This window comes from Cellulomonas timonensis, assembly GCF_900046455.1.
Classification (GTDB): Bacteria; Actinomycetota; Actinomycetes; order Actinomycetales; family Cellulomonadaceae; genus Cellulomonas_A; species Cellulomonas_A timonensis.
The window spans coordinates 381,394-405,649 of sequence record NZ_FCOT01000010.1; the positions used below are offsets into that span (position 1 = coordinate 381,394).

Here is a 24,256-nt window from a genome sequence, read left to right on the forward strand (position 1 = left end):
GACTCCTTAGCGCCCCGGGCGCCCGCCTTGACGCATCCCTGACGGGGCCGGGCGCACCGATGACGAACGCCCGCACCCCCGGTGCTGCAGAGGCGTACGGGCGTTGGCGCCGTCTTGGCTCAGGACGTGAGCGTCACCTTCGTCAGGCCACGGGGCCGATCGGGGTCGAGCCCACGCGCGAGCGAGAGCTCGAGCGCGACCAGCTGGAACGGGATGATCTCGAGCAGCGGCACCAGCTCGTCGGGCACGTCCGACGGGATCGTGAAGTCGCGCCCGGGGGCGGCGCTCGCGTCCACGTCAGGCTCCACGCGCGTGGACCACACCCGAGCGCCACGCGCCCGCAGATCGGGCGCCAGCATGTCGACGGACTCGCGTCCCGCGGTCGCGCCTCGCAGGCAGAAGACCGGGGTGCCCTCCACGACCTGCGCGAGCGGGCCGTGCTTGGCGTCGGCGGCGCTCCACCCCGAAGCCGCGACGGCGCACGTCTCGGTGAGCTTGAGCGCAGCCTCACGCGCGGTGGCCAGGCCGTAGCCGCGGCCCAGGACGAGAGCACGGTCCGCGTCCCCGAGCTCGACCGCGATGCTCCGGGCCAACGGCTGCGAACGCTCGTGCACCGCGCGTCCGGCACGTGCGACGTGCACGAGCCTTGACGTGACCGTGTCCGGCGACGTCCCCAGCAGCTCCTGCACCCAGAGGTACAGGGCAAGCAGCTCGCCCGTGTAGCTCTTGGTCGCCGCGACCGAGCGCTCCGCGCCCGCGCAGATCGGGATGTGCACGTCGACGCCCGTCGCCAGGGGCGACGACGGGTCGTTCGTGATCGCGATGGTGGGAGAGCCGCTGCGCCGCGCGCTGCGGACCGTCTCGACGAGATCGGGCGACTGGCCCGACTGCGACAGCACCACGACCAGCGTCGACGGGCTGGTCACGTCCCGGTGGTACACCGTGGCCATGCTCGGGGCCGCGAGGTGTGCGGGGATCCCCAACTGGGTCTGGATCAGGTACTGCCCGTAGATCGCCGCGTGGTCGCTCGTCCCCCGTGCGGCGAGCATGACGGCGTTCACGCCGCGCTCGCGCACCAGCCTCGCGGCCTCGGCAACGCCCTGAGGTGTGGCGCCGAGCTCGAGCCAACGCTCGGGCTGCTCAGCGATCTCGGCGCGCATGAGCGCGCCGGGCGTGGTCTGTTCAGTCAAGTTCGCCGTCCTTGTAGTCGATGAGGCGGCGCACGCGCTCGCCCCCAGCGGCCTCGTCGGCGAGGAGGTCCCGCCACGAGTAGACGAGGACGCCGTCGGCGCCCGAGCGGGCCACCCCGCGCAACGCGTCATGCCACTCCTCAGCCGTGATCTCCCGGCGGCGTCGTCCCGGGGCGTAGATGTCCTCGAGGTACTCGGCCCCGCCCTGCAGGTCGGCCAGCACGGGCCGGTCCGTCAGCGCCCTCACCTCGGCGACCCGTTCGGGGATCCAGGTCAGCGGGTCTCGCTTCTGGATCTGGAAGTAGAACATCAGCTCGTAGTGGTCCACGGCGGCGTCGAGCGCGGAGAACCGCTGGCCCAGCACCTCCTCGACGGCGTTGCCGAAGTCGCCGCCACCCAGGCCGAAGCTGTTGAGGATCACGTCTGCGGTCGGCACGACGTCCCGCACAGTGGCCCGCAAGGCGGTCGCGACATCCGCGACGACAGCGCACTTCCATGCGGTCCACCGATCACGGAGCTCGCCGAGGACCAGGGCAGCGCGCTCGGCGACCGATCCTGGGCCCAGGTCCACCCCGGCCCAGTCGCTGAACAGCGCGAGGCAACGCTCGCAGAAGCAGTACTCACGGATGTCCTGACGCCGGGTCCCGGTGAAGCCGTCCGAGTCGGGCAGCCACATCTCCCAGAAGCCCGGGAAGCGCAGGAACGACAGGAACACACCGTCGGGGCGCGTCGAGGCGACGGCCGACGCGAGCTGCTCTCGCTTGCGCGCCAGGTAGGCCGGGTCGGTGGGACAGATGCCGACGTACCAGCTGAACGGTTCGAAGACCTCGCCGTGCTGGTCGACGGGGCGCAGGCCCGGATGCGCCGCGAACTCCCCAGGCTGGAAGAAGCACGACGTCGACTGGTAGACGCGCAGCCCCTCGTCCTGCAGTCGCGCGGTCCATTCACGGTCGTCGTACGCGCCGGCGGGCGGGCTCTGGTCGACAGCGCTGCCGGGCAGCGGGTCGATCAGGTTCTGCGCGAGCACCCAGTCGACGTGCTGCTCGCGCATGCGCCGGGCGGCCCCGCGCATGTCGAGCCCGTGCTGGGTCGACCATTCCCACCCGTAGGACTTGACCCCGAGGATCCGGCTCATACGTGATCTCCCTTCGAGCTGATCTGGGCGAGCAACGTGGGCTCGTCGAGATCGGCCACCCGCTGGGCGGGTCCGATGTCACCTGATCGCACGACAGCGATGTCGTCGCACAGCACGAGGAGCTCTTCGAGCTCGTCGCTCGCGACGAGGCACGCGACCCCCTGGGCGGCGAGCGCGCGCACCTGCGCGTAAATCTCGCCCTTGGCTCCGATGTCGACGCCCGCGGTGGGTTGGTCGAGCAGCAGCACCACCGGGTCGGCCTCGCTCGCGCGGGCGATCAGGGTCTTTTGCTGATTGCCGCCCGAGAGCGCCGCGATCGGGCTCTCGGGAGAAGGCGTGCGGATGCCGAAGCGCTGGATCGACCCGCGCACCGCGCGCCGACGCAGCCCCGTGCGCACGATGCCGGCGCGCGCGTACTTGCGCGCCAGAGCCGTCAGCACGATGTTCTCGTCGACGCCCCGTTGCATGATCACACCCTTGTGCTTGCGGTCCTCGGGGACGAGGACCACGCCGCGGGCTGCCGCATCGGCCGGTGAGCCGAACCGGACCGCGGTGCCACCGAGGCGCATCGACCCGTGCGCGGGGCGAGCCGCGCACAGGGCCTCGAGCAACGACGAGCGTCCCGATCCCACGAGCCCTGCGAGTCCGAGGACCTGGCCGGCACGCACCTGCAACGTGGCGCCACGACGGCCGCGCTGCCCGAACTGCTCGAGCTCGAGCACGACCGGCGCCGAGTCGTCGGTCGCCTGGTGCGGCGTCCGCTCCGCGATCGACTGCCCCACGATGTGCTCGGCGAGGAGGTCGACTGTGAGCACGTCAGCCGCGCACGTGGTGATCGCGGCGCCGTCACGGAGCACCGTCACGCGGTCCGCGACGGCGAGCACCTCGTCGAGGAAGTGGCTGATGTAGATGATGCCGACGCCCTGGGCGCTGACACGTCGCATGATCGCGAACAGCGCCTCGCGCTCGGCACGGGCGAGCCGGGACGTCGGTTCGTCCATGACGAGGACCCGGGCGTCACGGCTCAGAGCCTTGGCGATCTCGGTGAGCTGCTGGTGCGCCACGCTCAACTCGCTGGCCGGCACCCCGAGAGGCACCTCAAGCCCCAGGCGCTCGAGCAGTGCCGCGCCCTGAGCCTGCGTCGCACCGTGGTCGACCAGGCCGACCTGGCGCCGGGGCTCGTGCCCGAGCGCCAGGTTCTGGGCTGCGTCGAAACCCGGCACGAGCGAGAACTCCTGGTGGATGACGGCGACGCCCGCGGCCAGCGAGTCCTGCGGCTGCGCGAACCGCACGGTGGCGCCGCCCAGGACGATGTCCCCGCGGTAGTCCGCGTAGACACCGCCGAGCACCTTGATGAGCGTGCTCTTGCCGGCCCCGTTGTGCCCGACCAGGGCATGGATCTCCCCTGGCCTGACCTCGAGGTCCACGCCGTGGAGCACCTCGTTGCCCGCGAAGCTCTTGCGGATGCCTCGCATCTCGAGCACGGGCGTCGTCTGCGTCATCACCCTCGCCGTTCCTGTCGGTCGTCGTTCCGGTCGGTCGTGGTCACTCGCCCCAGGCGGCGGCGTGGTCGGCGACGTTGGCCTTGGTCACAATGGGCAGCGGCAGGTACTCGTTGGGCTGCGTGACCTTGTCCTGCTTGCCGGTGAGCCACTGCACGGCCGCCTCGACCGAGCGCGTCCCCTGCGGGTACGGGTCCTGGTTCACCGAGCCGACCACGTAGCCGGCGAGGATCCCCTCGCGCACCTCGACGGGGAAGTCGCCCAGGATGAAGCGGATGTCGGTCCGTCCACGGTCGCTCGCGTACTTCGCGGCGTTGGCCGTCTCGGGCCCCTGCGCGACGACGGCGTCGAGCGTGCCCTGCGCGTACTTGTTGAGCCAGTCCTGCACCACGGTGAGCGCCTCAGCCGCGTCCCAGTTGTTGGTCTGCGTCTCGACGATGCGGATGCCGGGGTGGTCTGCGAGGACCTCCTCGAAGCCCTGCTGGCGCAGCAGCTGGGCGCTCGTGCCGAGCGCGCCGACCATGTAGGCGACGTCGGCGTCTTCGCCAACCTGCTCGACCAGGAGGTTCGCCTGCTGCCGCCCGAACTCGACGTCGTCCGCGCCGATGAACGTGACAGCACCGGCCGCGTCGTCGACCCGGTTGTTGACCGCGAACACCGGGATGCCCGCCGCGACAGCCTGCTTGACGGCGGGGGCGATGCCGGTGGCGTCGGACGCGGTCACCAGGATCGCGTCGACGCCCTGCGTGACGAGCTGCTGCACGCCGGCGACCTGGGCGCCGAGATCACCCTTGCCGTCGACCATCTTGAGCGTGACGCCGAGCTCGTCGGCGGCCTCCTGTTGCCCCTTGATGAAGTTCGAGTAGAAGGGCACCGACGCGTTCCAGAGCATCGAGCCGATGACGAGCTTGTCACCCGACTCTGCGGAGCCGTCAGTCGAGGCGCCGGGGTCTGTGGTGGACGAGCACGCGGCGAGGCCGAGCGCGGTTGCGGTGACTGCCAGGACGGCAGCGCCGCGACGGAATCGGGGGAAAGCTCGCATGACGATGTTCCTCACTTCTTTGGGGGGAGGTGGAGTGGTGCAGGAAGGGGGTCCGCGCCAGCCGTGTCAGGAGGTCCGGCGTCGACGCTGCACCATGTCGATGCCGACCGCGCCGATGATCACGGCGCCGGTGAACGCCGGCTGCCAGTACGGGGAGATGCCGAACAGGTTGAGAGCGTTGGACACCACACCGAGCAGCAGGGTGCCGATGACGACGTTGCCGACGCCACCCGATCCGCCCGTGAGCGCCACCCCGGCGATGGCCACCGCCGCGATGGCGGACAACGGCCAGCCCTGTGCGGCGCTCGGCTGACCGATCGAGGTCTGCCCGAGCAGGATGAGCCCGCCGATCGCTGCGGCCACGGCGCCGAGCGTGTACGCGGTGATGGTGATGCGGTGGACGCGGATGCCGGCCAGTCGGCTCGCCTCCGACGATCCACCCACGGCATAGATGTGGTGGCCGAGCGTCGTGTAGCGCAGCATCGCCCACGTGGCGAGGACGACCACCGCGTAGATCAGGGCGGCCACGGGAATGGCCCCGATCCGACCGAGCCCGACGACCGTGAACGCCTCGGGGACCCCGTACACGGGGGTCGCGTCCGTGAACACGAAGAGCAGTCCGGTGATGAGCGACTGCATGCCGAGCGTGGCGACGAACGGATTGATGCCGACCTTGGCGATCAGGAGCCCGTTGCACAGGCCGATCACGGCGCCGAGGGCGAGCGAGGCGAGCACTCCCGGCACGATCCCGCTCGTCGACATGGTCCATGCCGCGATCACGGACGTCGCGGCGCCCACGGCGCCGACCGAGAGGTCGAAGCCGCCCAGCAGGATCATCAGCAGCATGCCGCACGCGACCACACCGATGATCGACTGCTGCTCGACGATGTTGACGAGGTTCGGCACTGAGCGGAACGTCGGCGACGCGATCGACAGGGCGGCGACCACGGCGACGAAGATCAGGAACAGGGCGTGCCGTGAGGCCCAGCGGAGCCCGACGGTCATGAGGGGGTGCCTCCTTCGTGGGTGAGCTCACCGAGCACCTGGGGCGCCTCGGTCAGCCGGAGATGGTGGAGTGCCCCCGAGAGGGCGCCGCGAACGGTCGAGTTGGGTCCCAGGTCGGAGACGGCCAGCCGTGGTGGCGTGGCGATGTGACGGGCCACGAGCCGCGTGACGTCGTCGAGCAGCGGCGCCAGCGCGCGGCCCACGCTGCCGTCGATCACGACCGTCTCGGGATCGGTCACGGCCGCGAACGTGATGACGGCCTGGGCGAGGGCGCGCACGACGTCGTCGAGCAGCGCCTTGCCATGGGGGAGCCCGTCGAGCCCCGCGGCGATCACCTCGCGGGCCGTGGGCGCCTCGCCGAACTCGGCACGCGCGTCGGGGCTCGACGCGGCGAGCTCGCGTGCGTGATGGGCGATGGCTGCGCCGCTCAGCACCGACTCGAGGCCGCCGATGTCGCTCGCCCGGTTCTCGCCGAGCATGCGGACGTCGGGGAGGAGTGCGCCGATCTCGCCGGCGGCGTTGTGGCGTCCCCGCACAAGCCGGCCGTTGCTGACCACGGCGCCGCCCAGGCCGGTGCCGATCGACAGCACGGCGTAGTCGCGTGAGCCCAGAGCCTGCCCGACCTCACCCTCGGCGATCGCGGCGAGGTTGACGTCGTTGTCGACGAGGAACGGCACACCGAACGCCCGGACGCGGTCGACCAGGTCGAAACCTGCCCAGCCGACGTTGGGGCCGCGCACGGCGAGCTCGGTGTCGGCGTCGATCACCGCGGGCACGCCCACTGCGAGAGCCCCGATCTCGACACCACGGGCCGCGGCGGCCGTCTGCATCGCGGCCCAGACCCGCTCGAGGGCCTCGAAGGCTCCCCCGGCGTCGGCGACCGTGACGTACTCCTCGGCGAGGATCTCTCCGTCGAGCCCGCTCAGGGCGCCGTGGCACTTGGTGCCGCCGAGGTCGATGCCGACGACGCACGCGCTCTCGACGTTGAGGGTGAGGACCACGCGCGGCCGACCGCCCGACCCCGAGGTGTCCCCCGTCTCGACGAGGACGCCTCGGGCGATGAGCCGCGCCACCATCCGGCTGACCGAGGCCTGCGAGAGTTGGAGGTCGCGCGCGATCTCGGGCCGGGTCGTCCGCCGGTTGTCGCGGACGTACTCGAGCACGAGGTACTCGTTCACTTCGCCCATGGAGCCGTGCTGGAGAGCCACTTTGTTCCCTTCTGAATGAAACTAATGGGAACCCTGGCACGGGCTTCTCCGACGTGTCAAACCGTTCATCCAAACGTGTCTGCGCAGGTGAGGAGGTACATCACAAAGCGGACGACGCGTGGACGACGACAACGCCCGCACCGCCCCCGGGGATCTCCGGGGGCGATGCGGGCGTTGTCGTCGTGCGATCCCCGAAGCTCGGGGACGGCGGGTGGGTCAGCGGTCGACGCGGGCGTTCCCGCCGCCGGCGAGCTTGAGCACCTCGGCCTTGGTGACCATCGTCGTGTCGCCGGGGGTCGTCATGGCCAGGGCGCCGTGGGCGGCGCCGTACTCGACGGCCGTCTGCAGCGGCTGGCCGTCGAGGAGCCCATAGATGAGGCCCGAGGCGAAGGAGTCCCCGCCGCCGACGCGGTCCATGATCTCCAGGCGCTCCCGGTGCGTGGACTGCACGACGCCGGTCTCGCGCGACCAGGCCAGCGCGCCCCAGTCGTTGATGGACGCGGAGTGCACGGTGCGCATCGTGGTGCCGATGGCCTGGAAGTTCGGGAACGCGGCGGCGGCCGTCTCGATCATTGCGGCGAACTTGTCGACCTCGAGCGCGGACAGGTTGTCATCGACGCCCTCGACCTCGAAGCCGAGCGAGGCGGTGAAGTCCTCCTCGTTGCCGATCATCACGTCGATGAACGGCGCGATGGCCCGGTTGACCTCCTGCGCCTTGGCCTGGCCGCCGATCGAGCGCCACAGGCTGGGACGGTAGTTCAGGTCGTAGGACACGATCGTGCCGTGCTTCTTGGCGATCTGCACAGCCTCGATGACGGTTTCGGCAGCGGACTCCGAGAGGGCCGCGAAGATGCCGCCGGTGTGCAGCCACCGCACGCCGAGGTCGCCGAACAGGTGCTCCCAGTCGATGTCGCCGGGCTTGAGCTGCGACGCGGCGGTGTGGCCGCGGTCGCTGACGCCCACGGCGCCGCGGACCCCGAAGCCGCGCTCGGTGAAGTTCAGGCCGTTGCGGACCTCGCGCCCGATCCCGTCGTAGGGGACCCACTGGACGAACTGGGTGTCGACCCCGCCCTGGAGCATGAGGTCCTCGACCAGGCGGCCGACCTCGTTGTCCGCGAGCGCTGTGACGATCGCGCCGCGCAGCCCGAACGCCCGGCGCAGGCCGCGGGTCACGTTGTACTCGCCGCCGCCCTCCCAGGCCCGGAAGGAGCGCGCGGTGCGGACCCGGCCCTCACCCGGGTCGAGACGCAGCATCACCTCGCCCAGGGACACCGCGTCATAACGGCACTCGGAGGCGGGGCGGACGGCGAGCTGAGACATGGGTCAGTCCTTCGTGGTGCGGGGAGGGGTCAGCGGGTGAGGGCGACGGCGTCGGCGGTGAGCTGCGTGATGCCGGCGAAGTCGCCTGCGGCGACGCGGTCGCGGGGGACCATCCAGGAGCCGCCCACAGCGGCCACCGACGGGATGCTCAGGTAGTCCTGCAGGTTCTTCGGGCCGATGCCGCCGGTGGGCACGAACGTGACCTGGCCGAACGGCGCGGCGAGCGCGGCGATGGCCGGGGCGCCGCCGGAGGTGCCGGCCGGGAAGAACTTCACGGTGGTGAGGCCGAGCTCGAGCGCTGCCTGGATCTCGGTCGCGGTGACCGCGCCGGGCAGGGCGAGCACGCCGAGCTCCTGGCAGCGCTCGACGACGGCCCGGCTGAGGCCGGGCGAGACGACGTAGGACGCGCCGGCGGCGACGGCCTGGTCGACCTGGGCCACGGTCAGCACGGTGCCGGCGCCGACGAGGATGTCGCCGCGATCGGCCATCGCGCGGATGGAGTCGGCGGCCGCGGCGGTGCGGAACGTGACCTCGGCGACGGGCAGCCCGCCGGCGACGAGGGCGCCGGCGAGGGCGTCGGCATGGGCGGCGTCATCGAGTACGACGACGGGGACGAGACGTGCGTCGCTCAGGGCGGCGAGGGTATCCACGGTGATCCATTTCGCTAGGCGCAACGCACATCGCGCTGCGTGAAACATCGTCTCATAGCGCCCCGTCGTCCTCAAGCACCGCCGCAGGTCAGCGCACCTTGCGCATCTCCAACGCGAGAGAGAGCGTCAGCCGGGTCCGCGGATCGTGCAGGTCCGCGCCCGTGAGGTCCGCGATCCGGGCGATCCGGTGCTTCATCGTGTTGTAGTGGATGTACAGGCGCCGGGCGGCCTCGGCGCCGTTGCCGACGCCTAGGAACTCCTCGAGCGTGCGGCACAGGTCTCCCCCGTGCTCGGCGTCATGCCGCACCAACGGCCCGATGGCGTCGTCCACGAACTGGTCCAGCGTCTCCCTCGGCACCGAGAGCAGCAGTCGCTCCACTGCGAGGTCCTCATGCCACACCACCTCGCGCGCGGCGCCCTCGGCGATCCGCAACGACTCCCGGGCCCCCGCGTGGCTGTCGGCCAACGCGCCGGGCTCGCGCGCGATCGGGCCCACCGCGACCACCACGGGGCCCCGCGCGATCTCCACCAGCGCGCGGCGCCACCGGTCCGCGGGGTCGTCGAGCACCCCGTCGCGGATCGCCCCACGGTCCAGCGCCGCCTGCGGGACGATCGCGACGACCTCGCGGCCGCGCGACCACACCAGCGCCTCGGCGCCGAGCACCCGCGTCGTGACGGCGGCGACCTGGCCGTCCGCGAGCTCCTCCCCGCACCTGGCCAGCAGCACGGCATGCGGCGCGCTGAAGTCCCACCCGAACAGCCGCGAGCGCTGCCTCACGAACAGCTCGTCCAAGTGCGGGCCGCTCACCAGCTCCTCGAGGAAGAGTCCCCGGAGCCGGCGGTCGAGCTCGATGCCGGCGATGGCCTGCGCGATGTGCATCCCCGCGGCGAAGCACGACTGCCGGATGAGGCGGCGCTGGCCGAGGGAGGGCTCCTCCTGCCCGCCCACGAGGACGCGGCCCCGACGGGTCCCCGCCACGGTGATCGCGAACTCCCACGGGTCGCCCCCGTCGGAGGCCGGCGCGCCCGCCCCCCTGCCCAGCACCACGGCGTCCTCGTCGACGATCCGCACGTCCCGGTCGAGGGCGCCGGCGAGCGTGCGCGCGATCTCCTCAAGCCCGCCGCCCGCGAGCGCCACGCCGGTGAGCCGCTCGCGGATGGCCTCCGCGCCACCGGGCTCTGCGCCGTACTCGGCCAGCACCACCGCGAGCACCGCGCCGATCACCTCGTTGAACGAGGTGCGATCCGGCATGACCAGCACCGGGAAGTCCAGGCGGTTGGCCACCTCGACGAGTCGCGGCGGGAGTTCCTCGAGGTAGCGCATCGGCTTGATGGCCAGCGCCGCGAGGCCACGGGAGGCGAGCTCGGGCACCAGCTCGACCAGCCGCTCAGGCCGCTCGCGCACCGGGTACGCGGTGGTGAGCAGCAGCTCGCCGCGCTTGACGAAGTCCTCGATGTCCGGGACCTCCATGACGTTCACCCCGGACACCATCCGGTCGAGCCCGCGGGCGCCGCCCAGGACATACGTCCCGCGCAATGCGCCCAATGTCATGATCTCGCGCACCGTGACTGAGGTCATGGCCACTCCCCTCGTCCTTTTCGGACAAGCGTAGGCGCGAAGAGGGGCCGATGCGGACGCAGCCAAGCCCAGGGCTGCCTCGTACATTCATAGGCATGACAATGATGTTCAGGGGGCAGCTCGGGACGGTGCGCCACGTGCGCGTGCCGATCGGGCCTGAACCTTGGCGCGAGGACGGGTCGTTCCACCTCGTCCATGTCGGACAATCGGCCCTGATCCTCGCCCGGCCCGTCGAGCGGCGGCAAGGCCGTCGCTCCGAGCTCGTCGCCCTCACCTCGCGGATGCGGGGCCTGGTGCCGGGCGGCATCTGCGTCCCCGACTACGCCGAGTTCGCCGAGCTCTCCCACCGGCTCGCCGGAAATGAGCCCGTGCGCCCCGCACAGGCCCCCCGCACCGTGCGCCTGGACGGCTGGCTCGCCGACCCGCCGCACCTCGTCGAGCGGGTCGACCTGCGCCTCCCGCCCACTGTGCTGGACCCGCGCGCGGTGGCGCGGATGGGCTCCGCGCTCGCCGCCGTGCCCGTGCACACGCCGGACCCCGTGATGGACCCGCGCGCGCAGCGCGAGCTCGCTGGCCCCCTCGCCCGCGCGGCCCTCGCCGCCGACGACCTGCTGGTGGAGGACCTGCTCGTCCGGCTGATCGGCGCCGGCCCGGGCACGACCCCCGCAGGCGACGACGTGGTCATCGGCGTGCTCGCCACGCTCTCCGCGGCGACCGGGCTGCCGCGGGCCAACGGCCTCGGCCCCGCGCACCGCCTCGCCAGCCAGGTGGCGGGCCTCGTGGACCAGACCACCGCGATGTCCCGGCATGACCTGCTCGCCGCCGTCGACGGCCAGTTCGCCGAGCACGTGCACGGCCTGCTGCGAGCCCTGGCCGACCCGTCCCTCGTCACCGCGACCATCGCCCACGCCCGCACCTGGGGTGCCAGCTCCGGCGTGGACCACGCGAGCGGCGCCACCGCCGCGGCCCGCGCCGCGCTGGCCCACACCTCAGACCATCTCCCGTCCCGCTCGACCCACGTCCCCAGGAGGAGCGCATGAGCGCACCCGATACGACAGTGCTGCGCGCCCGCGTGCTGCCCCGCCTCTACCGCGACTCGGTGGCGCTGATGGCGCTGGCCTCGGCCACCGAGAAGCGCGACGGCGTGCGGCGCGTCGGCGCCGTGATGGCCACGCCCGGCAACCTCGAGATCCTCGAGCGCTCGTCGATGCGCCCCGACGACCTGGTCGCCGCGCCGGACGACCTGCTGCTGGTCGTCCGCGCCGATGACGAGGAGATCGCGCAGGAGGCCCTCGACTCCGCGGAGGCCGGGCTGACGGCCGTGGAGCAGTCCACCGGCGAGCGCGCCGAGCAGCTCCCGCAGTCCATCGCCGAGGGTGTGGCGGCCGCCGACGGCGCCACCCTCGCGACCATCTCCACGCCGGGCGCCTACGCCCCCGCCGTGGTGGAGCAGTCGCTGCGCAACGGGCTGCACGTGTTCTGCTTCTCGGACAATGTCTCGATCGAGGACGAGGTGCGCCTCAAGCGCCTCGCCGTCGACCGGGGGCTGCTGCTGATGGGCCCCGACTGCGGCACCGCGATCCTCGACGGCGTGCCCCTCGGCTTCGCCAATGTGGTGCAGCGCGGCTCGGTGGGCATTGTGGCCGCGTCGGGCACGGGCGCCCAGGAGGTGTCCTGCCTGCTCGACGTCGCGGGCTGCGGCGTGTCCCAGCTCATCGGCGTGGGCGGCCGCGACCTCAGCGTCGAGGTCGACGGCCTCATGACCCACCACGCGCTCGACATGCTCAGCGCGGATGACGAGACCAAGGTCGTGGTCGTCGTCTCGAAGCCCCCGGCCCCCGCGGTCGCGGAGCGCCTCCTGGCCCGGCTCGCCATCCTCGGCAAGCCGGTGGTGGCGTGCCTGCTCGGCCTCCCGGACTCCGACGGCCCCGTCGTGGTGCGCGGCACGCTCGAGGGCGGCGCCATCGCCGCCGCGGAGCTCGCCGGCCACCCGCTGGCCATCGAGGCCGCCGCCACCCCCGACCTGGACGTCCCGCTGTCCGGCGGGGTGCTGGGCCTGTACACGGGCGGCACCCTCGCCTCCGAGTCGAAGGTCATTCTGGGCGCCGCTGGCGTCCACGCCGAGATCCTCGACCTGGGCGACGACGAGTTCACCGCCGGCCGCCCGCACCCGATGATCGAGCCCGCCGAGCGCTCGGCCCGGGTCGCCGCCGCGGGCGAGAACCCGCTGGTGGGCCTCGTCCTGGTCGACCTGGTGCTGGGCTACGGCGCCTCCGCCGACCCGGCGGCCCCGCTCGCCGAGGCCGTGCGCGCCGCACGCGCCGCCGCGGCGTCCGACGGCCGCGAGCTGGTGGTCGTCGGGTCCGTCTGCGGCGCCCCCGACGATCCCCAAGGCATCGACCAGCAGCGCGCCGTGCTGCGCGACGCCGGCGTCCTGCTGCACCCGTCCAACGCGTCCGCGGCCCGCTACGCCGCGACCCGCGCCACCGTCGCGTCCACGGGCGCGCTCTCCAGCTCCCCGAAGGAGGACGCATGATCACCGGCGGCATCCGCGTCATCAACGCAGGCCTACCCCTCATCGTCGAGGGGGTGCCCGCCGAGGACGTCGTCCAGCTCGACTGGCGGCCACCCGCCTTCGGCGACGCCGTCGTGGCGGTCGCGGCCGCAGGGCTCAACGACGACGTCACCCGTGAGGCCAACCGCCGCGCGCTGGCCGCGGTGCACGCCGTGCGCCCGCGCCTGGTCGCGATCCGCCCCGCGCGGGAGGTCGTCCCCGGCCTCGCCGACGCCCGCGTGCTGCTGCACGCCGGGCCGCCCATCGAGGTCGAGCGCATGTGCGGCCCGATGCTCGGCGCGCTGATCGGCGCGAGCCTCTTCGAGGGCTGGGCGTCCACGCCCGACGAGGCCCGCGAGCTGCTGCGCACCGGCCAGATCCAGGTCGACCCGTGCCACCACCACGGCGCCGTCGGCCCGATGGCCGGCGTGGTCTCCCCCTCGATGCCCGTGCTGGTCGTCGAGGACGGCGACCGCCGCGCCTTCGCGACCCTCAACGAGGGCCTCGGCAAGGTGCTGCGCTTCGGCGCCTTCGACGGCGAGGTGATCGCCCGTCTGCAGTGGATGCGCGACGTGCTCGGCCCGGTGCTCGACTCGACGCTGCAGGCCTACGGCCCGATCGACGTCACGTCGCTGATCGGCCAGGCGCTCGCGATGGGCGACGAGGGCCACAACCGGAACGTGGCGGCGACCAGCCTGCTCACGCGCCGGCTGGCCCCGACCCTGGCGACGCTGCCGCGCGGCGTGGAGGTGCTGGAGTTCCTGGCCGGGAACGACCACTTCGCGCTGAACATGTCGATGGCGGGCGCGAAGCTCGCGATGGACGCCGCGGTGGGCATCGAGAACTCCACCCTCGTGACGACCATGGCCCGCAACGGCGTCGAGTTCGGCCTGCGGGTCGCGGGCGCCGGCGAGCGCTGGTTCACCTCCCCGGTGGGCCCCGCCGACGGCCTGTTCTTCCCGGGCTTCAGCATCGACGACGCGAACCCCGACCTGGGCGACTCGGCGATCACCGAGACCCTCGGCCTGGGCGGCTTCGCGATGGCGGCCTCCCCCGCGATCGTGCAGTTCGTGGGCGGGACCCCCGACGACGCCCTGGCCACCACCCGGTCGATGCGCCGTATCACCATGGGCCCGCACCCCGCGTACATGCTGCCCCCGCTGAACTTCACCGGGACGCCCAGCGGGATCGACGTGTTGAAGGTCCTCGACACGGGCGTGCTGCCGGTGATCAACACGGGCATCGCGCACCGCGAGGCGGGCGTCGGGCAGATCGGCGCCGGCATCGTCGAGGCGCCCAGCGCCGTGTTCACGCAGGCCGCGCTGGCCCTGCGCGAGCTCAGGGACTCCCGATGAAGGGCTCCGTGCTCGTCGCGATCGGCGGCAACGCGCTGGTCCTCGACGGCGAGCCGGGCTCGGTGCCCCGCCAGCTCGAGCGGGCCGCGCAGTTCGCCGAGCAGGTCGCCGACCTGGTGGCCGACGGCTGGCGCGTGCTGGTCTCGCACGGCAACGGGCCGCAGGTCGGGTTCATCCTGCGACGCGGCGAGCTCGTGGCCCCGGACGCCGACCACGAGGGCCTGCCCGACCTGCCCCTGTGGCTCGCCGTGGCCGACTCGCAGGGCGGGATCGGGCACATCCTGGCGATGGCGCTCAACACCGCCCTGGAGCGCCGCGGGCTCAGCGACCGCGCGGTCGCGGTGCTGACCCACTCCGAGGTGGACCCGCAGGACCCGGCGTTCAGCGCCCCGTCGAAGCCCATCGGCTCGCAGCTCACCGGCGAGACGGCCCGCGCGCGGGCCGCCGCCGAGGGCTGGACCGTCGTCGAGACGAGCCCGGGCGCCTTCCGCCGGGTCGTCGCGAGCCCGCCGCCGCTGCGCATCGTGGAGGCCGACCAGATCCGCGCCCTGACCCCGCATGCGGTCGTCGTTGCCGCGGGCGGCGGCGGCATCCCGGTGGCGCGCACCGCCGACGGGTGGCACGGGGTCGACGCCGTGGTGGACAAGGACCGCGCGTCCGCGTTGTTGGCCGCCACGACCGGTGTCGACACACTGGTGCTCGTCACCGGCGTGGACCACGTCTACGTCGGCTGGGGCACACCCGACCAGCGCTCGCTGGACGTGGTGGAGGCCGCTGAGCTGCGTGCCCACCTGGAGGCCGGCGAGTTCCCCGCCGGGTCCATGGGGCCCAAGGTCGAGTCCGCGTTGCAGTTCGTCCAGGACGGCGGAGAGCGCGCCGTCATCACGTCCCTCCCCCGGCTGCGTGAGGCGCTCGCCGGCGGCTCAGGGACGCATGTCATCCTCCGGCAGCCGACGGCCTCTGCGACCGCCCTGCCGATGGTCCCCACCCCCCGCCCCGAACAGGAGATCTGATGAGCATCACTGTCCCCGCAGAGCCGTTCTCGTTCACGTTCGACCCGCGTCAGACCGCACTGATGTGCATCGACTTCCAGCGTGACTTCGTGGAGGCGGGCGGGGTCGGCGAGTCGCTCGGCAACGACGTCTCGCGGCTGCGCAGCACGATCGAGCCGACGCAGCGCGTCCTCGCGGCCTTCCGCGAGCTGGGCTCCACGATCATCCACACCCGTGAGGGGCACCGCCCCGACCTGACCGACCTGTTCCCCGCCAAGCGCGACCGCGGCAACCCGTCGCTGCGCATCGGCGAGGAGGGGCCCATGGGACGCCTGCTCGTGCGCGGCTCGCGCGGCCACGACATCATCCCCGAGCTCGCGCCCATCGAGGGCGAGGTCGTGCTCGACAAGCCCGGCAAGGACTCGTTCTACGGCACCGACCTCGAGACGATCCTGCGCGCCCGTGGCATCACGCGCCTGATCGTCACCGGTGTGACCACCGAGGTCTGCGTCCAGTCGACGGTGCGCGCCGCGAACGACCGCGGGTTCGAGTGCCTCGTGCTCTCGGACTGCACGTCGTCGTACTTCCCCGAGTTCCACGAGTCCGCGCTGGCGATGTTCTCGGCGCAGGGCGGCATTGTCGGGTGGGTCGCGGACTCCGCTGCCCTGCTCGGCGCGATCAAGTCCAGCGAGAGTGGAGGAGAGGCATGAGCACCGTCGCTGCTGCCCCGAAGCGTGGCGCCGAGGCGCCCGTCAAGCTCAAGTGGTGGGTCCCGGGTGACTGGAACGGGCTGTTCGGCCTCGGCACGAACGTCCTGCTCAACGTCATCGTCCTGACGGGCCTGTGCCTGGCCGTCGTCAAGATCCCGGCCGAGACCGTGTACGGGCGGGTGCTGCCCGCGCTGGGCATCGCCCTGCCGCTCGGCAACATCTGGTACGCGATCCTCGCGCGCCGCCTCGCCCGCCGCGAGAACCGCACGGACGTCACGGCACTGCCGTACGGCCCGAGCGTGCCCCACACGTTCATCGTCGTCTTCGTGGTCATGCTGCCCGTCCTGCTGCAGTCCGGCGACGCGATGAAGGCCTGGCGGGCTGGCCTCGCCTGGGCGTTCATCATCGGCTGCATCATCCTGCTCGGCGCGATCTTCGGGCCGTGGATCCGCAAGATCACGCCGCGCGCCGCCCTGCTGGGCGCCCTGGCCGGTATCTCCATCACGTTCATCGCGATGAGCCCTGCCGCGCAGATCTGGCAGGCGCCGTGGATCGCGTTCATCGCGCTGGCCTTCATCCTCGTGGGCTGGCTGGGCAACCGCCCGATGCCGTTCAACGCCCCCGTCGGGCTGCTCGCCGTCGTCGCCGCCACTGCCGTCGCCTGGATCGGCGTCGCGCTGGGGTGGAGCGGGATCCTGGAGCCGAGCGCCGTCTCGGAGTCGATCGCGAACCTCGCGCTGCACCTGCCGTTCCCGACGGGTGATGTCGTCACCGGCCTGCAGGACATCGCCCCGCTGCTCGCCTCGGCCATCCCCCTCGGCATCTACAACTTCACCGAGGGCATGACCAACGTCGAGTCGGCCGCCGCCGCTGGCGACCGTTACTCGGTCCGCCAGGTCCTCACCGCCGACGGCCTGGGCGCCATCGTCGGCTCGTTCCTCGGCTCGCCGTTCCCGCCCGCCGTGTACATCGGCCACCCGGGCTGGAAGCAGGTCGGCGGTCGCATCGGCTACTCGCTGGTCACCGGCATCGTCGTCGCGGTGGTCTGCTTCACGGGGCTGATCGGCACGTTCCTCGCGATCTTCCCGATGCAGGCCCTCGTGCCCGTGCTGCTGTACATCGGCCTGGTCATCGGGGCGCAGGCGTTCAATGTGAGCGCCAAGCGCTACGCCCCCGCGATCGTCATCGCGATGCTGCCCAGCATCGCGGAGTGGGCCACCGGCCAGATCGACAACGCGCTGGCCTCGGCTGGCACGACGGCGAACGAGGTCGGCATCGCCACCCTCATCGACAACGGCGTGATCTACGACGGCCTCAAGCTGCTGGGCCAGGGCGCGGTGCTCGTGGGCGTCGTGCTCGGCGCGATCACGTGCTTCATCATCGACCGCAAGATGTACGCCGCGGCCATCACGGCCGGGCTCGGCGCGGTGCTGTCCTTCGTGGGCCTGATCAACGCCTACGAGATCGGCTTGAATGCCTCGCCGTCCGTGACGCTGGGCTATGTGTTCCTGGCGCTCATCCTGGTCGGCTTCGGCTGGAAGGCGCGCAACGAGAAGAACACCGAGCTGGACGACGACATCCTGTTCGTCAACGGCACGCTCATGCGCGGACTGGAGCTGCACCCGAACCTCGCCGGCGCGGAGTTCATCGAGGAGATCGCCACGGCGCCCCTCTACCGCGTGCACACCATCGGCGACGTCCACCCCGGCATGTACAAGGTGGCCGACGACGAGCAGGGCGCGTCGATCTCCGGCGAGCTCTACCAGGTGCCCATCGAGGTCCTGCTGAAGGTCATCGAGGGCGAGCCGGCCGGCCTGTACCGCGGCCCGGTGCAGCTGGCCGACGGGCGCGTTGTGCCCGGGATCCTGTACGAGCGCGAGCGCGCCGAGCAGCACCCGGAGATCACCCAGCACGGCGGGTGGCGCGAGTACCTGGCAGCCGCGGCGGCCGGCGCCACGCGCTAGCCGGCCAGGCGCAGGCCTCACCTGCGCAGAACGACGTCGGGCCCCCGAGGAGTGATCCTCGGGGGCCCGACGTCGTTCGTGTGGCGCGGGTCAGATCCCGCAGCTCGACGACCCCGACGCGGAGCCGCTCGACGTCCCCGTCACCCGCAGGCACGGGGTGGGCGACTGCACCGTCGCCCCGCCGGCGCTGAGCGTGAACCGGTGCTGCGAGTAGGCCCTGCCGGTGTTGGACACCACGCCGGACCCGCTGTTGATCCGCCCCTGGTAGCTCCAGCCCGGCGTCGACGTCTCGCCGCCCGCGTCAGCGAGCCACGCGCTGGTCACGGTCGAGCCCGAGGAGCACCAGCCGCCCACGGTGTAGTACGTGTACAGCGTGTTGCCGAGCCCGGACCGGGCGCTGCCGTTCTGCCGCGCCGTCCAGCAGCCCGTCGCCAGGATGCCCACGGAGCGGCCACTGGCTGTCGCCGCGCTGAGGCTGCGCCGGGCGGCCGCGTCGAGGGGCTGCTGGGCGCCCCGGGTCAGCACGATCTCCGCCGGCAGGTTGCTGGCGATGAACGCGTCGCGGTCGGCGGGGCTCAACGTGCCGAGGTACGCCTCGAGCTCCGGGCTGAGCGCGTCGGCGCCGGTGACGGCTGCCGTGGACACGCTGTCGGCCGCGGTGGGGCTGTGCCCTGCGGCCATGCTGGGCGCCGCGGCGAGGACGAGCCCGGCGGCGGCGATCGTGGCGACGGTGGCGGTGCGGAACCTGTGCATGTGTCTCCCCTAGGTGGTCGGACGGGGCCTCCGGGGCCAACCACCGGGAGGCCCCCTCGCTCCCGCGTTGAGCCAACCAGGGAACCTGGCGATGCGCACTACCTTGCGGCGCACGTTACTGCTACCGTGCCGTGCATGGAACCGACCGCGGAAGGCGTGCTCACCCAGATGCGCAAGGGTGTGCTCGAGTTCTGCGTGCTGGCCTACCTGCGCTCCGGACCGGCCTACGGACTCGAGATCGCCACGGAGCTCGGCCGCCACGAGACGCTGTTCACCAGCGAGGGCACGCTCTACCCGCTGCTCGCCCGGCTCCGCAAGCAGGGCTGGGTCGAGACCACCTGGCAGGAGTCCCGCAGCGGCCCGCCCCGGCGCTACTACTCCCTCACCGACGAGGGCCGCGCTGCCGTCCGCACCTTCGCGGCGATCTGGTTCCCGTTCAGCGACGGCGTGGACGCCGTGCTCGGAAAGGCCAGCTGATGACCGCCCCGCACCTGCCCCTCGTCGAGGCGTACCTCGAGGACCTCGACCGCGCGCTGGCGGGCATCGACCCCGCCGAGCGCGCCGACGTCGTCGCCTCCATCCGCGAGCACGTCGACGAGTCCCTGGGCGAGGCGCCCACCTCGGAGGATGTGCAAGACGTGCTGCGGCGGCTCGGACCGGTCGAGCGGATCGCCCGCGAGGCGGACGTCGCAGGTCCCGCGCTGCTCAGCCCGACCGCCACAGTCCCGCACCGCGTCGGCCACCCCGCCCGATCAGGGCCCGCGCTGCTCGTCCTCGCCGCGCTGTCCCTCGCGCTCATCCCCGCCATGCCCGTCGTGGCAGTCGCCCTCGCGCTCGCCGTGGGCATCGCCGCCTTGCTGGGAGCCCGTCGCACGGACGGGCCCACCGGCCTGCTGCGCGCCGCCGCCGCGCTGGCCGCGCTGGCGATCCTGATCACCGGGATCGCCGCCGCGACCCTGCTCAGCGCCCGCACCGAACTCCCCTCGATCGAGGCCCCGGTCGAGGTCGTCTCCCCAGGAGGTGGATGACATGGCCGACGACGACGTCGACAACACCACCGAGGCTCCGCCCACCGAACGCGAGCTGCGCCGCATGGTGCTGCTCCGCCGCAGGGCGCAGCGCCGACCGTTGAGCTCCCAGGCGGTGCTCGCCCTCGCGATGCGCGTCGGGCCGCCGCCGCCAGCCTCACACGGCACCACGGCGGGCTGACCAGCTGCCCGGCTTGACGCCAGACCACCCGAAGCACCATTTTTCGTGCATGGTGACCATCGGCAGATACACGGTCCTCGTCGACGACCTCGACCGGGCACAGGAGTTCTACGCCACCGCGTTCGGCTTCACGACCCTCTACGACGAGCAGCCCTCCCCCGGCTTCCGCTACGTGCACGTCGGCCCCGGCGGGCTGCAAGACCCCGGCCTGTGGCTGTTCGCGGCGACGTCCGACGAGGCCCGGGCGCGCGCCGGGAACCAGACCGCCGGGTACCCGCTGCTGGTGCTGTACACCGACACCCTCGACGCCGACCTCGCCCGGATGGCCGCCGCCGGCGTGCACCCCGACCACGGCCCGCTCGTCGACGACGACGGCAGGTACGCGCACATCCGCGACCCGTGGGGCAACGCGATCATCCTGGCCGAGCTGGCGCGCTGACCCTCCGGGGCCCGCCTCTCGCGGCGGGCCCCGGAGGCTGTCGGTCAGGCGGCGAACACCGGCGCGAGCTCGGCCCAGCGCTCGGCGCGGCAGTACACCGGCACGATGTCGCGCGGCGTCGACCGCTCGACCGTGGCGCCGCCCTCGAGCACCTGCCCTGACCAGACGTCCACCCACGTGCCGGCGGGCAGGTAGGTGGCCCACGTGCTGATCCCCGGCTCGGTCACCGGGTGCACCAGCAGATCGTCACCGAGCAGGAACTGCCCGGTCCAGTCCCACACCGCGGGGTCGTCGGGCCAGTCGAAGAACAGGCCCCGCATGAGCGGGCGGTCGGTGGCGATCGTGCGCGCCGCCTGCTCGGCCAGGTACGGCACCAGGCGTTCGCGCAGGTGGGCGTAGCGCCGGAACTCGTCGACGACAGCCGGGTCGTCATGGGTCTCGGCCACGAACCACGGGGTGCGGTCGCGCAGCGGCCGCTGGTGGTGGTTGAACTCGGAGTGGTACTGCATCACGGGCATGAACGTGGCCGCGGCGGCCGCGCGCACGTACAGCTCGCCGTCGGGCACCGGGCCCGAGAATCCGGCCAGGTCCCAGCCCCAGTACACGATGCCGCAGGCCGAGGCCGTGATGCCGGCCGTCACGGAGTTCCGGAAGGCCTCCCAGGTGGAGTCCTCGTCGCCTGCCCAGAACAGGCCGTGGGCCTGCGAGCCGGTGAAGCCCGCGCGGGAGAAGGTCACGGGCGCCTTGCCGTGCGCGCGGAGCAGGTCGCCGAACGCCCGCGCGTAGTGCACCGGGTAGAGGTTGTTGCCCTCGTCGCCCCGGCGCCCGTCGGCGTAGCGCAGGTCGTGGCCCCAGGCGTGCTCGCCGCCATCGGTCTTGAACCCGTCGACGTCGAGGTCGGCCACGAGGTAGCGCCGCTTCGCCGTCCACCAGTCGCGGCCCTCCTGCGTGGACAGGTCCGCCATGAGCGCCTGCGGGAACCACCACCCGCGGTTGTGGTAGGCCGAGCCGTCGGCCTCCCGCACGGCGTGGCCCGACGCGACCATCGCGCGTCCGTCGGACAGCACCTGGCTGTCATGGGGAACGTCGGGCCCCAGGTCGTGCTCAGTCTTTTGCAGCGGGATCTGCCAGAGGATCACCTTGATGCCGCGGGCGTGCAGCTCGTCGATCATGGCGCGCGGGTCGGGCCACGCCCCGCCCGCTGGGTAGGCGAAGTCGGCGGCGTCGTGCGGGGCTCCGTCGGGGGTGACCTCGTACTGGGCGTCGCGGAAGATCGTGATGCCCTCCTCGTCGCTCCACGCCTCGATCACCACGGCGCCCACGGGGATGTCGAGGTCCTGGTGGCTGTCCATGCGCTCCATCACGAGCCGCTGGGTGTTCCACTCGTTGCCCGAGGCCCACAGCCGGAACACCCACGCGGGGAGCTCCTCGGCGCGCCCGACCTCGTCGCCGAACGCGCGCAGCACCTCGTCGGGCGTCCCGTCGTAGAGGGCGACCTCGAGCCGCTCATGCGGGGCCCCGCCCAGCGCGGCCTCCACCACCAGCACGTCGGGCTGCGAGGCGCCGACGTCGTACCAGGTGCGCCGCGCGGTGCGGACGTGGAAGCCCCACCCGGCCTGAAAAGTAAGCCAAGGCCCGAAGCTGGAGCGGTGGGCACGGGGGCAGGGTCGGAAGAGTATAAGAGACAGGCCCACCACATGCGCGAACGGCATCGGCAGGTACGTGCGGCGGTGCGCGGCCTGCGACTTGTACTGCTCGAACACGACGGCGTCGAGCGCCGTGCCGCGCTGGTCCACGGCGTCGTACCGCTCGCCGAAGCCGACGACGCGCTCCTGCGGCTCGAGCCGCAGCGCGAGCCGCGCCCGGCGCGCGCCCTCGGCGTCCCGCAGCCACGACACGCCCCCGGGCCCGAGCCGCGAGCGTGCGTCGCCACCCGTCAGCACGAGGTCGCCGCCCTCCTCGGACCAGGTCGCCGCCGAGACCTCGAACCAGGGGGTCGGCTCCGCGGCGGGCGCCGTGTCGGCCAGGAACCGGTAGCGGTAGCGCGTCCCGGCGGTGAGGACCGGGCTCTGTGCCGACCAGCCGCCGTCGGCCTCGAGCTGCGCGGCCTGGGCCGCTGCCAGGTGGCCGTCGCCGCCCGCGAGCGCGGCGGCGTCCGCAGCCGAGGCGCTCGCCGGAGACAGCGTGAGCACGGTGGTGGTGCCCGCGGCCTGGTCGTGCCACTCGCAGGCGACGGCCGTCACGTCGGGGCGCGCGAGCACGCCGAGGCGGACACTCTGCCCGGCCTCGGGGAGCACCGGCACGCGCTGATCGGCCGACGTCGCGTAGGGGTGCTCGATGCCGTGCGGGCGGTGCGTGAGCGCCGGTCCGGTCGTCGTGGTGAGGGTCATCGCTGGTCGTCCTCCGGGAGCAGGCCGAGCTCGTCGGCAAGGATCAGGTACATGCCGTGGGACCACAGCAGCGGGGTCGCGACGGGGCCCCAGCGCTCGAGCCACTCGTCGCGGCGCTCGGGGGCCAGCAGGTGGTCAGGGACCTGCTCGGGCAGCTCGCCGTCCTCCGTGGCGTGGTCTGCGACCCACTGCAGGTGGCGCAAGGCGCCCGCGCGGTCGCCTGCGACGGCACGGTTCCAGCCCAGCAGGCAGGCCAGCAGCAGCCACTGCCCGCCCCCGTAGAACACGTCGGCGCGGAAGCGGTGCACGCCGCCGTCGACGTCGAGGTCACGGGCCACCGCGTCGAGCGTCGCGGCCGCGATCGTGGTCCCGGGCTCGACCAGCCCGAAGGGCGCCACACATGCTGCGAGCGAGGCGTCGACGGCAGTCGAGCCGAGCCATTTGGCGAGGTGCGGCGCCGCGGGGTCGCCCGCGCGGCCGGCCGTCGTGCCCTCGGCCAGCGCGAGCCCGCGCGCCTGCTCGGCGACGTGGAGCGCCCGCCGTGTGCGGGTCGGGTCGAGCGCGCCCGCCTCGGCGATGGCCCGCAGGCCGCCGTGGATCGCGCCGAGCGTCGAGACGTGGCGCTGCTCGACGTGCTCCTCCCACCAGTCGTAGCACGGGCGGTCCCAGAACGTGAGGAGGTAGTCGACAGCCACCTCGACGCCGGGGAGCCAGCGGTCGAGCGCCAGGGCGTGGCGGCGCGCGTGGGTCACCACCGCCCACAGCCACATGCCGTAGCCGTCGGTCTGGAAGTCCCACCACGGGTCGGAGCCGTCGGCGCCGTCGAACGTGAACCGCGTCGGCAGCATGCGGTCGAGCGGGAGGTCCTGGCCTGCGCCTGCCGCTGCGATCAGCCCGGCCACCTGCTCCGCCCGCGCCGCCAGGACGTCGGTGACCCAGTCGTGGAAGCGGTCGACCGAGCCGACATCGCCATACCGGGACATGCCCTCGGCCGTGAACGCCCCGTCACGCAGCCACGCGTAGCCGCGATAGGCCGAGAAGGTGGGTGAGGCGGGATAGGCGCCGCCAGGGTCTTGGTGGCCCGCGATGACGGCGTGGCTGCGGCGCGTGAGCGCGACGAGGCGCTCACGGTCGGGCGAGGAGATCGCCGGGATGGGGTCGGTCATGTCTCACAGTCCTGGTCAGTGTCGTGCGGGAATCCGCGCGCGATGCGCGCGAGTGGTGGGCCCGGCCGATCGCCCGGGCCCACCACGGGCGGG

22 protein-coding genes are annotated in these 24,256 nt (G+C 72.7%); 10 read left to right on the forward strand and 12 right to left on the reverse strand.

The genetic code is table 11. The annotated features are described in order from the left end of the window. Positions 1–119 precede the first annotated feature (119 nt). The 9 genes from BN3788_RS05385 to BN3788_RS05425 all read right to left on the reverse strand — a co-directional run bounded on the left by BN3788_RS05385 (position 120) and on the right by BN3788_RS05425 (position 10,631). A complete protein-coding gene (locus tag BN3788_RS05385; RefSeq protein WP_199824738.1) occupies positions 120–1,190 on the reverse strand; it encodes an SIS domain-containing protein in 1,071 nt (356 codons plus the stop codon). Next, entirely contained in the window at positions 1,183–2,325 is a 1,143-nt protein-coding gene (locus BN3788_RS05390; protein WP_066582763.1) for a hypothetical protein, read from the reverse strand. The genes BN3788_RS05385 and BN3788_RS05390 overlap by 8 nt, the downstream gene beginning before the upstream one ends. Next, positions 2,322–3,827 carry a sugar ABC transporter ATP-binding protein gene (locus tag BN3788_RS05395; protein WP_066582764.1) on the reverse strand — a complete coding sequence of 502 codons (1,506 nt, stop codon included), beginning with the start codon at positions 3,825–3,827 and terminating at the stop codon, positions 2,322–2,324. The genes BN3788_RS05390 and BN3788_RS05395 overlap by 4 nt, the downstream gene beginning before the upstream one ends. Positions 3,828–3,870: 43 nt before the next feature. Continuing rightward, positions 3,871–4,869 carry a sugar ABC transporter substrate-binding protein gene (locus tag BN3788_RS05400; protein WP_066582765.1) on the reverse strand — a complete coding sequence of 333 codons (999 nt, stop codon included), beginning with the start codon at positions 4,867–4,869 and terminating at the stop codon, positions 3,871–3,873. 66 nt (positions 4,870–4,935) lie between these two features. Then, positions 4,936–5,874, reverse strand: a complete 939-nt coding sequence (locus BN3788_RS05405; RefSeq protein WP_066582766.1) for an ABC transporter permease — start codon at positions 5,872–5,874, stop codon at positions 4,936–4,938. Continuing rightward, the gene (locus BN3788_RS05410) at positions 5,871–7,061 is read right to left on the reverse strand and encodes an ROK family transcriptional regulator (RefSeq protein ID WP_066582767.1); all 1,191 of its coding nucleotides are present in this window, start codon (positions 7,059–7,061) and stop codon (positions 5,871–5,873) included. The genes BN3788_RS05405 and BN3788_RS05410 overlap by 4 nt, the downstream gene beginning before the upstream one ends. A gap of 237 nt (positions 7,062–7,298) precedes the next feature. After that, a complete protein-coding gene (locus BN3788_RS05415) occupies positions 7,299–8,402 on the reverse strand; it encodes a sugar kinase (protein WP_066582768.1) in 1,104 nt (367 codons plus the stop codon). 29 nt (positions 8,403–8,431) lie between these two features. Beyond that, complete coding sequence (gene eda / locus BN3788_RS05420; protein WP_234346506.1) at positions 8,432–9,058, reverse strand: bifunctional 4-hydroxy-2-oxoglutarate aldolase/2-dehydro-3-deoxy-phosphogluconate aldolase; 627 nt, start codon at positions 9,056–9,058, stop codon at positions 8,432–8,434. A gap of 82 nt (positions 9,059–9,140) precedes the next feature. After that, positions 9,141–10,631 carry a PucR family transcriptional regulator gene (locus BN3788_RS05425; protein ID WP_066582770.1) on the reverse strand — a complete coding sequence of 497 codons (1,491 nt, stop codon included), beginning with the start codon at positions 10,629–10,631 and terminating at the stop codon, positions 9,141–9,143. Between the two features lie 95 nt (positions 10,632–10,726). On the opposite strand from BN3788_RS05425, the gene BN3788_RS05430 reads away from it, so the two are divergent. The 6 genes from BN3788_RS05430 to BN3788_RS05455 are packed head-to-tail and all read left to right on the forward strand — an operon-like array spanning position 10,727 to position 18,206. Continuing rightward, positions 10,727–11,671, forward strand: coding sequence for an oxamate carbamoyltransferase subunit AllH family protein (locus tag BN3788_RS05430; RefSeq protein ID WP_159066856.1), 945 nt, complete (start codon positions 10,727–10,729; stop codon positions 11,669–11,671). Then, positions 11,668–13,167 carry an acyl-CoA synthetase FdrA gene (gene fdrA, locus BN3788_RS05435; RefSeq protein WP_082812605.1) on the forward strand — a complete coding sequence of 500 codons (1,500 nt, stop codon included), beginning with the start codon at positions 11,668–11,670 and terminating at the stop codon, positions 13,165–13,167. The genes BN3788_RS05430 and fdrA overlap by 4 nt, the downstream gene beginning before the upstream one ends. Continuing rightward, the gene (locus BN3788_RS05440) at positions 13,164–14,540 is read left to right on the forward strand and encodes a YlbE family protein (protein WP_066582773.1); all 1,377 of its coding nucleotides are present in this window, start codon (positions 13,164–13,166) and stop codon (positions 14,538–14,540) included. Before fdrA ends, BN3788_RS05440 begins: the two co-directional genes overlap by 4 nt. Then, a complete protein-coding gene (locus BN3788_RS05445; protein ID WP_066582774.1) occupies positions 14,537–15,553 on the forward strand; it encodes a carbamate kinase in 1,017 nt (338 codons plus the stop codon). Before BN3788_RS05440 ends, BN3788_RS05445 begins: the two co-directional genes overlap by 4 nt. Then, positions 15,553–16,242 carry a cysteine hydrolase family protein gene (locus tag BN3788_RS05450; protein ID WP_108723784.1) on the forward strand — a complete coding sequence of 230 codons (690 nt, stop codon included), beginning with the start codon at positions 15,553–15,555 and terminating at the stop codon, positions 16,240–16,242. Before BN3788_RS05445 ends, BN3788_RS05450 begins: the two co-directional genes overlap by 1 nt. Beyond that, positions 16,239–18,206, forward strand: coding sequence for an allophanate hydrolase-related protein (locus tag BN3788_RS05455; protein WP_082812606.1), 1,968 nt, complete (start codon positions 16,239–16,241; stop codon positions 18,204–18,206). The genes BN3788_RS05450 and BN3788_RS05455 overlap by 4 nt, the downstream gene beginning before the upstream one ends. Before the next feature lie 90 nt (positions 18,207–18,296). On the opposite strand, the gene BN3788_RS18930 is transcribed toward BN3788_RS05455, so the two are convergent. Continuing rightward, on the reverse strand, positions 18,297–18,959 hold the full coding sequence (locus tag BN3788_RS18930) for a hypothetical protein (RefSeq protein ID WP_066582776.1): 663 nt from the start codon (positions 18,957–18,959) through the stop codon (positions 18,297–18,299). A 135-nt stretch (positions 18,960–19,094) separates the two neighbouring features. Between BN3788_RS18930 and BN3788_RS05465 the strand changes: the two genes are divergently transcribed. The 4 genes from BN3788_RS05465 to BN3788_RS05480 are packed head-to-tail and all read left to right on the forward strand — an operon-like array spanning position 19,095 to position 20,607. Further along, the gene (locus tag BN3788_RS05465) at positions 19,095–19,436 is read left to right on the forward strand and encodes a PadR family transcriptional regulator (protein ID WP_066582777.1); all 342 of its coding nucleotides are present in this window, start codon (positions 19,095–19,097) and stop codon (positions 19,434–19,436) included. Further along, entirely contained in the window at positions 19,436–19,987 is a 552-nt protein-coding gene (locus BN3788_RS05470; protein ID WP_066582778.1) for an HAAS signaling domain-containing protein, read from the forward strand. The genes BN3788_RS05465 and BN3788_RS05470 overlap by 1 nt, the downstream gene beginning before the upstream one ends. A gap of 1 nt (position 19,988) precedes the next feature. After that, positions 19,989–20,168, forward strand: a complete 180-nt coding sequence (locus BN3788_RS05475; protein WP_066582779.1) for a hypothetical protein — start codon at positions 19,989–19,991, stop codon at positions 20,166–20,168. 49 nt (positions 20,169–20,217) lie between these two features. Next, the gene (locus tag BN3788_RS05480; protein ID WP_066582780.1) at positions 20,218–20,607 is read left to right on the forward strand and encodes a VOC family protein; all 390 of its coding nucleotides are present in this window, start codon (positions 20,218–20,220) and stop codon (positions 20,605–20,607) included. Between the two features lie 44 nt (positions 20,608–20,651). Here the strand turns inward: BN3788_RS05480 and BN3788_RS05485 are convergent, their stop codons facing one another. Both BN3788_RS05485 and BN3788_RS05490 read right to left on the reverse strand, forming a co-directional pair. After that, positions 20,652–22,997, reverse strand: a complete 2,346-nt coding sequence (locus tag BN3788_RS05485; protein ID WP_066582781.1) for a glycoside hydrolase family 31 protein — start codon at positions 22,995–22,997, stop codon at positions 20,652–20,654. Continuing rightward, a complete protein-coding gene (locus tag BN3788_RS05490; RefSeq protein ID WP_066582782.1) occupies positions 22,994–24,163 on the reverse strand; it encodes a glycoside hydrolase family 15 protein in 1,170 nt (389 codons plus the stop codon). The genes BN3788_RS05485 and BN3788_RS05490 overlap by 4 nt, the downstream gene beginning before the upstream one ends. Positions 24,164–24,256 lie beyond the last annotated feature (93 nt).

Excerpts from the sequence above, each read along its gene's own strand:
- BN3788_RS05440 (WP_066582773.1), top strand. The coding sequence starts at position 13,164 with ATGATCACCGGCGGCATCCGCGTCATCAACGCAGGCCTACCCCTCATC.
- BN3788_RS05465 (WP_066582777.1), top strand. The coding sequence starts at position 19,095 with ATGGAACCGACCGCGGAAGGCGTGCTCACCCAGATGCGCAAGGGTGTG.
- BN3788_RS05410 (WP_066582767.1), bottom strand. The coding sequence starts at position 7,061 with ATGGGCGAAGTGAACGAGTACCTCGTGCTCGAGTACGTCCGCGACAAC.
- BN3788_RS05395 (WP_066582764.1), bottom strand. The coding sequence starts at position 3,827 with ATGACGCAGACGACGCCCGTGCTCGAGATGCGAGGCATCCGCAAGAGC.
- BN3788_RS05415 (WP_066582768.1), bottom strand. The coding sequence starts at position 8,402 with ATGTCTCAGCTCGCCGTCCGCCCCGCCTCCGAGTGCCGTTATGACGCG.
- BN3788_RS05430 (WP_159066856.1), top strand. The coding sequence starts at position 10,727 with ATGACAATGATGTTCAGGGGGCAGCTCGGGACGGTGCGCCACGTGCGC.
- BN3788_RS05390 (WP_066582763.1), bottom strand. The coding sequence starts at position 2,325 with ATGAGCCGGATCCTCGGGGTCAAGTCCTACGGGTGGGAATGGTCGACC.
- BN3788_RS18930 (WP_066582776.1), bottom strand. The coding sequence starts at position 18,959 with ATGCACAGGTTCCGCACCGCCACCGTCGCCACGATCGCCGCCGCCGGG.
- BN3788_RS05490 (WP_066582782.1), bottom strand. The coding sequence starts at position 24,163 with ATGACCGACCCCATCCCGGCGATCTCCTCGCCCGACCGTGAGCGCCTC.
- BN3788_RS05445 (WP_066582774.1), top strand. The coding sequence starts at position 14,537 with ATGAAGGGCTCCGTGCTCGTCGCGATCGGCGGCAACGCGCTGGTCCTC.
- BN3788_RS05400 (WP_066582765.1), bottom strand. The coding sequence starts at position 4,869 with ATGCGAGCTTTCCCCCGATTCCGTCGCGGCGCTGCCGTCCTGGCAGTC.
- BN3788_RS05425 (WP_066582770.1), bottom strand. The coding sequence starts at position 10,631 with ATGACCTCAGTCACGGTGCGCGAGATCATGACATTGGGCGCATTGCGC.
- BN3788_RS05480 (WP_066582780.1), top strand. The coding sequence starts at position 20,218 with ATGGTGACCATCGGCAGATACACGGTCCTCGTCGACGACCTCGACCGG.
- BN3788_RS05455 (WP_082812606.1), top strand. The coding sequence starts at position 16,239 with ATGAGCACCGTCGCTGCTGCCCCGAAGCGTGGCGCCGAGGCGCCCGTC.
- BN3788_RS05450 (WP_108723784.1), top strand. The coding sequence starts at position 15,553 with ATGAGCATCACTGTCCCCGCAGAGCCGTTCTCGTTCACGTTCGACCCG.
- fdrA (WP_082812605.1), top strand. The coding sequence starts at position 11,668 with ATGAGCGCACCCGATACGACAGTGCTGCGCGCCCGCGTGCTGCCCCGC.
- BN3788_RS05475 (WP_066582779.1), top strand. The coding sequence starts at position 19,989 with ATGGCCGACGACGACGTCGACAACACCACCGAGGCTCCGCCCACCGAA.
- BN3788_RS05485 (WP_066582781.1), bottom strand. The coding sequence starts at position 22,997 with ATGACCCTCACCACGACGACCGGACCGGCGCTCACGCACCGCCCGCAC.
- BN3788_RS05405 (WP_066582766.1), bottom strand. The coding sequence starts at position 5,874 with ATGACCGTCGGGCTCCGCTGGGCCTCACGGCACGCCCTGTTCCTGATC.
- BN3788_RS05470 (WP_066582778.1), top strand. The coding sequence starts at position 19,436 with ATGACCGCCCCGCACCTGCCCCTCGTCGAGGCGTACCTCGAGGACCTC.